Genomic DNA, 8,657 nt, shown 5'->3' with positions numbered 1-8,657 from the left:
AGTGCGGCAGGCGATAGCGTTGGTGGGGAACCCCCTCCACCACTCGCTGCGCGAGCGGTTCCCCTCCCCGTGCCGGGGAGGAATTTTCAGAATGCACATCAAGACCGAACAGACCGAACGGCACACGCTGGCCGTCCTCGTCGACAACGAACCCGGCATCCTCGCGCGCATCGCCGGGCTGTTCTCGGGCCGTGGCTATAATATCGAAAGCCTGACCGTGTCGGAAATCACCGCCGACAAGGCGGTTAGCCGCATCACCATCGTCACCAGCGCATCGCCGCCGGTGATGGAACAGATCATCGCCCAACTCGACCGGCTGGTGCCCGTCCACAAGGTCGTCGACCTGACCGTGCAGGGCGCGCATGTCGAGCGCGAGCTGGCGCTGGTCAAGGTCGTCGGCACCGGCGAGCATCGGATCGAGGCGTTGCGCTTGGCCGAAGTCTATCGCGCGCGCGTGGTCGATGCGACCGTGTCGAGTTTCGTGTTCGAGGTAACCGGATCGATCGAAAAGATCGACAAGTTCACCGAATTGATGGCCGAAGTCGGTCTGGTCGAGGTTGCTCGCACCGGCATCGCCGCCATCGCCCGCGGACGAGAGGCCGCCTGAAACCTATTCGCAACCATCCCGTCACCCCAGCGCAGGCTGAGCTCTCCGTCCGCAAGCGAGCGGTTCGCGGGACGAGCCCCCAGCCTTCGCTCGGGTGACGAACCTGATCTAAGAGGGAAATCATCATGCGTGTCTATTACGATCGCGACGCCGATCTGAACCTGATCTCGGACAAGAAGATCGCGATCCTCGGCTATGGGTCGCAAGGCCATGCCCATGCGCAGAACCTGCGCGATTCGGGCGTCAAGAACGTCGCCATTGCGCTGCGTCCGGGTTCGGCCAGCGCCGCCAAGGCTGAAGGTGCCGGTTTCAAGGTGATGCCGAATGCCGAGGCCGCCGCATGGGCCGACATCCTCATGATCCTCGCGCCCGACGAGCATCAGGCGGCGATCTATGCCGACGACATTCACGCGAACCTGAAGCCGGGATCGGCGCTCGCCTTCGCGCATGGCCTGAACGTCCATTTCGGCCTGATCGAGCCGCGTGCCGATGTCGACGTCATCATGATCGCGCCGAAGGGCCCCGGCCACACCGTGCGCAGCGAATATGTGAAGGGCGGCGGCGTGCCCTGCCTCGTCGCGATCCATCAGGATGCTTCGGGCAACGCGCACGACATCGCGCTCGCCTATGCGAGCGGCGTCGGCGGCGGTCGGTCGGGCATCATCGAAACCAACTTCCGCGAGGAATGCGAAACCGACCTGTTCGGTGAGCAGGCCGTGCTGTGCGGCGGCGTCACCCATCTGATCCAAGCCGGGTTCGAAACGCTGGTCGAGGCGGGCTATGCCCCCGAAATGGCCTATTTCGAGTGCCTCCACGAAACCAAGCTGATCGTCGACCTTCTTTATGAGGGCGGCATCGCCAACATGCGCTATTCGATCTCGAACACCGCCGAATATGGCGACATCGTCACCGGCCCGCGTATCATCACTGACGAAACCAAGAAGGAAATGAAGCGAGTCCTCGCCGACATCCAGTCGGGCCGCTTCGTAAAGAACTTCGTGCTCGACAACCGCGCCGGCCAGCCCGAACTGAAGGCAGCGCGCAAGCAGGCGGCGGCGCATCCGATCGAGAAGACCGGTGCCGAACTGCGCGCGATGATGCCGTGGATCGGGGCGAACAAGTTGGTCGATCAGACCAAGAACTAACGACGTTAGTTCGTACTGATCGGCCAACCGGCCGGCGCGACGAAGCCCGCCCTTCGGGGCGCGGCTTTGCCGCGACCGACGGGCGGGCGGGCCAGTGCCCCCTCGCTCGTCATGCCCGCGAAGGCGGGAATCCATATACGCTACCGTCACGGCTCCAGCACAAGCGCCGCGTATATGAGTTCCAGCCTGCGCGGGAACGACGAGTGGCTCGCCGATATCCTTCGCCGGCCCGGCGGAGGCCGGGACCCATGGACACGGTAAGGTCGCGGATCGATCGACAGCCCCCGACACAATGGATTCCGGCCTACACCGGAATGACGAGGTGCATAAGGCAACCTCCTTCACCCAAACCGGCGACATAGGTGCGGCCCGGACAGATCACCCTTGCACGGCACTGAAATCGAAACCGATCGTTTCGCATCCGGTATTTGACCCGAAACGCTGCGCCACCGACAAAGGCGTATCGATTTTCGCCTCGACCGGAGAACATTTTCCATGCGCACGCCCCTGATCCTCGCCGCCGCCCTGTTCGCGGTTGCCGCCCCGACCGTCGCCCAGATGCCGGGTGCCCCCGACAAGGCCCGCGTCACCGCCGGCAACTACACCGTCGACACCGCCCACACGCAGGTCGCGTGGCAGGTGAACCATATGGGTTTCACGATGCTCGACGGCCTGTTTGGCGCGACCGGCGGCATGGCGACGCTCGACCCCAAGAACCCGGCCGCGACCAAGGTCAGCATCGATTTCAACATCGCCGACTCGCTGACCGTCACCAGCCCCCAATTCGCGAACCACCTGAAGTCGAAGGATTTCTTCGACGTGGCGACCTATCCGACCGCCAAGTTCGTCTCGACCCGCATCCAGCCGATGGGCGACCATTGGATGATGACCGGAAACCTGACGATCAAGGACCAGACGAAGCCGGTCCAGCTGACCGTCCGCTTCATGGGTGCCGGTGAGAATCCGATGAACAAGAAGAAGAATGTCGGCTTCACCGCGACCGGCAGCATCATGCGCAGCCAGTTCGGCCTCGGGTTTGCGGTGCCGGCGGTATCGGACAAGGTAGATTTGACCATCAACGCCGCGTTCGTCGCAGCCTGACCGGTCGGTGCGCGCGGTTCAGGCCGCGCGCATCCCCGCAAACCCTTCGAAGGTGCCGCGCACGCTGGGTGCGGCATGTTCCACCAGTTGCGCGACCTGCGCCACCGCACCGCCGTCGCCGTCGTCGGCGGCCATCGCCCAGTCCCCGAACTCGCGCGCCTCGACCGAGCGCCGTGACAGCACGACGAGCGCGAAATGGCGCGGATCGGTCGCGATCCGCGCATAGGCCGCCTCGACCTTCGCGGGATCGCCCTCCAGCGCCTGCAGAAACCGCCGGCCCTTGGCATGGAGCAGGCCGGTAATTCCGTCGCGGCGGTTATTGCGGCGCGACCGCGCAAGAATATCGTCGAGGTCGACCGTCAGACCGTTGCGCGCGGTACTGACGTAGATCAATTGCAGCATGACGCTCCGGTAGGTTGCTCGTCCAATGCGTCGGCGTTAGCCGACCAAATCTTACCACCCGGTATCGGCACCATCGGCTCTGGACTTTCAAACCGCTTTTGCCCACAGACGCGCCATGGTCCGCGCATTCGCCAACCAACTGCGACTTAGCCGCCCTTAGGGCCGGATCGCACGCGCGTGCGCCTGTCCTGAGGGAGTATCGAACCTTTCGGCAGATACCGGCGCCCCGCGCCAAATACAGGCTAACCCACGATATGTTGCGCGATCCTTCGACCAAATACCGCCCCTTCCCCACCGTCGACCTGCCCGACCGTCAATGGCCGTCGCGCACGATCACCCGCGCGCCACGCTGGTTGTCGACCGACCTCCGCGACGGTAATCAGGCGCTGATCGACCCGATGGGCGCGGAGAAGAAGAACCGCTTCTTCGACCTGCTGCTGAAGGTCGGCCTGAAGGAGATCGAGGTCGGTTTCCCGTCGGCGGGCGCGACCGAGTTCGATTTCATCTCAGGCCTCGTCCGACAGGATCGCATTCCCGACGACGTATGGGTGCAGGTGCTGACGCAGTCGCGCCGTGACCTGATCGAACGCAGCTTCGAAAGCCTCGATGGCGCGAAGCAGGCGATCGTCCACCTGTACAATGCGGTAAGCCCGGCATGGCGCCGGATCGTGTTCGGCATGGAACGCCCCGAGGTGAAGGCGATCGCGGTTGCCGGTGCCAAGGTGCTGCGCGACGAAGCCGCCAAACGCCCGAACACCGACTGGCGGTTCGAATACAGCCCCGAAACCTTTTCGACCGCCGAACTGGACTTCTCGGTCGAGGTGTGTGCGGCGGTGATGGAGGTGTTGCAGCCGACCCCCGACTGCCCGCTGATCCTGAACCTCCCCGCGACGGTCGAGGCGGCGACGCCCAACGTCTATGCCGACCAGATCGAATGGTTCTGTCGCAACGTGCCGAACCGCGACAGCGTCGTCATCTCGCTGCACACCCATAACGATCGCGGCACCGGCGTCGCGGCCGCCGAACTGGGGCTGATGGCCGGGGCCGACCGGGTCGAGGGCTGTCTGCTCGGCAATGGCGAGCGGACCGGCAATTGCGATCTCGTGACCGTCGCGCTGAACCTCTACACCCAGGGTGTCGACCCGCAACTGACCCTGTCGGACATCGACGAGGTCGTGAACACGGTAAATTACTGCACCAACCTGCCCGTCCATCCGCGCACGCCCTATGCCGGCGACCTGGTGTTCACCGCCTTCTCGGGTAGCCATCAGGATGCGATCAAGAAGGGGATGGCGGCACAGGCGGTGCGCAACGACGGCCTGTGGGAAGTGCCCTATCTGCCGATCGACCCCGCCGATCTGGGTCGCAGCTACGAAGCGGTGATCCGCGTCAATTCGCAGTCGGGCAAGGGCGGCGTGGCGTGGGTGCTTGAACAGGACAAGGGCCTGAAACTGCCCAAGCGGTTGCAGGCCGATTTCAGCCGCCACGTGCAGGCGATGGCCGATGCGCTCGGCCGCGAACTGAACGCCGCCGACATCTGGACGGCTTTCCACGACGCGTATCTGCCGCAAGGCAAGGATCGCTATGCGCTGATCGACTATGCCGAGACCCATGCACCGGGCGGCGGGCCACCGCGCACGTTCGTCGGCCGGGTCCAACTGGACGGTGAGGAACGATCGATTTCGGGCAAGGGCAACGGCCTGCTGTCGGGCCTGCTAGCGGCACTGCGCGAAGAAGGCGGGATCGACATGGACGTCATCGATTACAGCGAGCACGCGATCGGCCATGGTGCCGATGCGCAGGCCGCCGCCTATCTCGAATGCAGCCTGCCTGATGGTCGGCGCGTGTTCGGCGTCGGCATCGACGGCGACGTCGCGACCGCCACGGTCCGCGCGGCGCTCAGCGCGGCCAACGCGGTGGCGCGGGGCTGACTTCGGTTGTAACGACCCTGTCCTCGCATCGGCGCGGATAGGGTCGAACCGGCGTCAGAAGACGATCCGCGCCCACGCCGGTACCTGGTCCATGGCGGCGACCATCGTCAACGCGCTGTATCCTGTTGCGGGCGGCCCCGATACGTTCATTTTCAGAAATGAACGCGGGTGTCTTCCATATCGACGCCGTAAAGCATTGTTCTCAAACCAAAAACGCCGCCCGGCATTGGCCGGACGGCGTCTGGTTCGTAACGGCGGCGCCGGATGTGGCGCCGGCCTGCGTTACTTCATGTGTGCGCTGAGCAGCTTGTTCATTTCGAACATCGAGCACGACTTCTTGCCGAACAGCTTTTCGAGCGTCTCGTCGGCCAGAATCTCGCGCTTGTCCTTCGGGTTCTGAAGGTCATGCTTCTTGATGTATTCCCACATCTTGCTGACGACTTCGCTGCGGGGCAGCGGATCGGACCCGGTGATCTTCGCCAGATCGGCCGACGGCGTCACCGGCTTCGCGATTCCGCCCCGGGCACCGCCGGTCGTCGTGGTTTCCTTGGCCATAATATTTCTCCTATCCCCCTGCAGGGCCGCACCCTGTGGGCACGGCAGATCGGTGGTTATGCAAGGTTACGAAGCGGTTGTCGCGGGGGAAAAGCGACAAACCGCACCGTCCATCCTACGAAATCACGCTCGCAACCGCCTATACCGCGTTGGCTGCGTTCAGAAACCAAACCGGGCACGCACACCGTAGAGTCGCGGCATCGCCGGGTACACCCCATATGTGCCGGTCTGTTCCGGAATCGCGAAGCCCGAAATATTGTAATATTGGTTCGTGATATTCTCGACGAAGAATTCAAGCTGCTTGCGACGATCGTCGGTCGCGATGCCGACCTTGCCGTTCAGCAGCGGATAGCCGTCATTGCCGACCGTGGTCGCGCCGGTGCCATCGCGAACGATCGACACGTCGCTATTGTAGCGCATATCGACATGGAACAGCGCGTTGAGCGTGCCGGTCAGGCGCGGTTGCCATGTCGCCGCGACCGTCACGACGTTACGCGGCTGGTTCAGGAACTGCCGCCCCTGCTGGTTCTGCAACGGGGTACCGCTGAAATCGTTGTCGGCATCATAGGACGCATCGAGCAGCGTATAGCCCAGCCGGAAGGTCAGATCCCGGATCGGCTGGATCAGCGACTCCAGTTCGACCCCCTTGGCCGTCGACCGCGGTACGTTCTGCACCACGAAACTGTTGCCGGCGAAGATCAGCGACTGAAGCCCCTTGAACTTCTGATAGAAGAACGCGGCGTTGAACGAGAATTGGCGGGTGACGCTGGTCTTGAACCCCAGTTCGTAGCTGTCGACGGTTTCGGCCCCGAATTCCAGATCGGTGGCCTGTGCCCCGTCACCGCCCAGCACCGTCGTGTCGAAGCTTGCCTGATCGAGATTGTAGCCCCCCGATTTGAAGCCACGATCATAGCTGGCATAGCCCAGAATGTCGGGCGTCAGCTTGTAGGCCAGCTTGGCCGTGCCGGTCAGGCGGCTTTCCGAACGATCGTGCGTGTAGTTGCCGTTGAATTCGCTCGACACCGCCGGGTTGCAGCTGAGCAGGAACAGGTTCTGGAACAGCGCCGGGCTCGCCGCGCGGATCGCGTTGCGATAGGTGACCGCGCGCGGATCATTGCCGAGGAAGAAGCCGCACGCCGCCGGGTTGCTGTTGACGCTCGCCGCCAGTTCCTTTCGCTCGTAATTATAGCGTAAGCCCAGCGTCAGCGAAAGCTGATCGGTGATGTTGACGATATTGTGCGTGAACAGGGCGAACGCGTTGGTATCGACCTGGAAATCGTCGTTGTTATTCCCCTGTCCGGCGACATTCGGGGTCAGAGGCGTGTTCAGATAGGTGAACAACGCCGATCCGGGCGGGGCCGCCGCCTGCAATTGCGGACTCTGCGCATACAGCAGCTGACCGAACAGCGGCACCGTACCGGTCGGGAGCGCCGCGCCGCCCCGCAAGGCCGTCACCAGCTGGGTAAAGGTCGGCACGTTGAAACTGCCGAAAAACTGCGCCTGTCGCCCGATCCCGCCCGCCGAAGGCGGCTGCCCCAGCACGCCAGCCAGCAGCGTATCGACATAGCGGTTGGCGTCGTTGCCCAGCCGCACCGTATCGCGCAGCTGGAGCTTTTCGTTCAGGTAGAAGCCGCCGACGAGGAAATCGAGCTTCCCGTCGAACAACTGGCCCTGCAGGCGCACTTCCTGCGTGATATCGCGCAACGACGAGCGATAGCCGTCGCGATAGGCGCGATCGATGCCCGAATAATCGATGTCTTGGTTCCGCAGCACCCGGAAATCGCGATAGGCGCTGATCGAGGTCAGCTTGAGGTCGCCAATATCGGCGTTGATTTCACCCGACACGCCCCAGTCGCGGACCGCCTCGCCATAGTCGCGGTTGGGCGATGCGGCCATGCGCCGGTCGGACGGCGCACCGGTATAGATGCCGGTGCGACCCTGTTGTGCGGCGATCGCCTGAATCGCCGGTGCCGTCGCCCCCCGCGTCCCGCTGACCACGCCGCAGCATTGTTCGTCGGTCTTGTAATAGTCGCCGATCAGCCGGAAGCTGAACGCCGAGGTGTCGTACAGCGCCTGGCCGCGAACGTACCAGCGGTTGATGTCGTTGAACGCACGGTCGGAGTTGACGTCCTCGATATAGCCGTCGCGCTTGCGATACCCACCGTCGACGCGCAGCGCGAGCTGTTCGGACACCGGCCCGGTCAAGGCGCCCTTCAGTTCATAGGCGTCGAAGTTGCCATACTCCCCCTCGACATAGCCACCGAGATCGAATTTGGGCATTGCCGTCGTTACCGACAGCGCACCCGCCGAGGTATTGCGCCCGAACAGCGTCCCCTGCGGCCCGCGCAACACCTCGACACGCTCGATTTCCGGCAGTTCGGCGATGGCGATACCGGCGCGCGAACGGAACACGCCGTCGATGAAGACGCCGACCGCCGGTTCAAACCCCGGATTGTCGCCCGCCGTGCCGACGCCACGGATCGACAGCGACGTCGATACCGCCGATGACTGGCCGGTGGTCGTCTGGAGCGACGGTGCAAGCTGTTCGAGGCCGCGAATGTCGCGGATACCGGCATCGTCGAGCAACTGCGCATTCACCGCGGTCACCGCGATCGGCACGTCCTGAATCGGTTCGGCGCGACGGTTGGCGGTGACGATGATCTCGTTCCCCCAATCGTCGTCGGCGGTCGTCGTGCCTTGCGACTGGACGGCGGCGGGTTCGGTCGCGGGCGTCGCGGTCTGCGCGATGGTCGGGCTCGCCCCGGCGACCATCGATAGAGCGGTTGCGGCCAGCAATTGGAACTTCATCATGACATCCCCTCCTCCGCGATGCCGATATCGATCCGGCTAACGCAGTTGGCATTTGGTGACGGAGCATCTATCCCGCGTCAACGGGCAACCTGCATTCTCGGACAG

Annotated in this window: 7 protein-coding genes; 4 read left to right on the top strand and 3 right to left on the bottom strand. The window is 63.8% G+C overall.

Annotation, left to right across the window (positions count from 1 at the left end; genetic code table 11):
- The first annotated feature begins 91 nt into the window (after positions 1-91).
- The 3 genes from ilvN to ASE91_RS13910 all read left to right on the top strand — a co-directional run bounded on the left by ilvN (position 92) and on the right by ASE91_RS13910 (position 2,853).
- Positions 92-607 (top strand): acetolactate synthase small subunit, encoded by a 516-nt coding sequence (gene ilvN, locus ASE91_RS20005; RefSeq protein WP_056505494.1) that lies wholly within the window; start codon positions 92-94, stop codon positions 605-607.
- A gap of 125 nt (positions 608-732) precedes the next feature.
- On the top strand, positions 733-1,752 hold the full coding sequence (gene ilvC / locus ASE91_RS13915) for a ketol-acid reductoisomerase (RefSeq protein ID WP_056505492.1): 1,020 nt from the start codon (positions 733-735) through the stop codon (positions 1,750-1,752).
- Positions 1,753-2,247: 495 nt separating this feature from the next.
- Positions 2,248-2,853 carry a YceI family protein gene (locus tag ASE91_RS13910; RefSeq protein WP_056627041.1) on the top strand — a complete coding sequence of 202 codons (606 nt, stop codon included), beginning with the start codon at positions 2,248-2,250 and terminating at the stop codon, positions 2,851-2,853.
- An 18-nt stretch (positions 2,854-2,871) separates the two neighbouring features.
- Here the strand turns inward: ASE91_RS13910 and ASE91_RS13905 are convergent, their stop codons facing one another.
- Entirely contained in the window at positions 2,872-3,255 is a 384-nt protein-coding gene (locus ASE91_RS13905) for a BLUF domain-containing protein (protein ID WP_056627039.1), read from the bottom strand.
- 254 nt (positions 3,256-3,509) lie between these two features.
- Here ASE91_RS13905 and leuA point away from each other — a divergent pair, with 254 nt between their 5' ends.
- Positions 3,510-5,186, top strand: a complete 1,677-nt coding sequence (leuA, locus tag ASE91_RS13900; RefSeq protein ID WP_056627037.1) for a 2-isopropylmalate synthase — start codon at positions 3,510-3,512, stop codon at positions 5,184-5,186.
- 282 nt (positions 5,187-5,468) lie between these two features.
- Here leuA and ASE91_RS13895 read toward each other — a convergent pair whose 3' ends face one another.
- A complete protein-coding gene (locus tag ASE91_RS13895) occupies positions 5,469-5,741 on the bottom strand; it encodes an SWIB/MDM2 domain-containing protein (protein ID WP_055761337.1) in 273 nt (90 codons plus the stop codon).
- 159 nt (positions 5,742-5,900) lie between these two features.
- Positions 5,901-8,552, bottom strand: coding sequence for a TonB-dependent receptor (locus ASE91_RS13890; protein ID WP_056627035.1), 2,652 nt, complete (start codon positions 8,550-8,552; stop codon positions 5,901-5,903).
- Between the last annotated feature and the right edge of the window lie 105 nt (positions 8,553-8,657).

It is taken from the genome of Sphingomonas sp. Leaf62 (genome assembly GCF_001421915.1).
Classification (GTDB): domain Bacteria; phylum Pseudomonadota; class Alphaproteobacteria; order Sphingomonadales; family Sphingomonadaceae; genus Sphingomonas.
The sequence above is the reverse complement of the archived record's forward strand: the minus strand, read 5'-3'. Positions and strand labels throughout refer to the sequence as shown.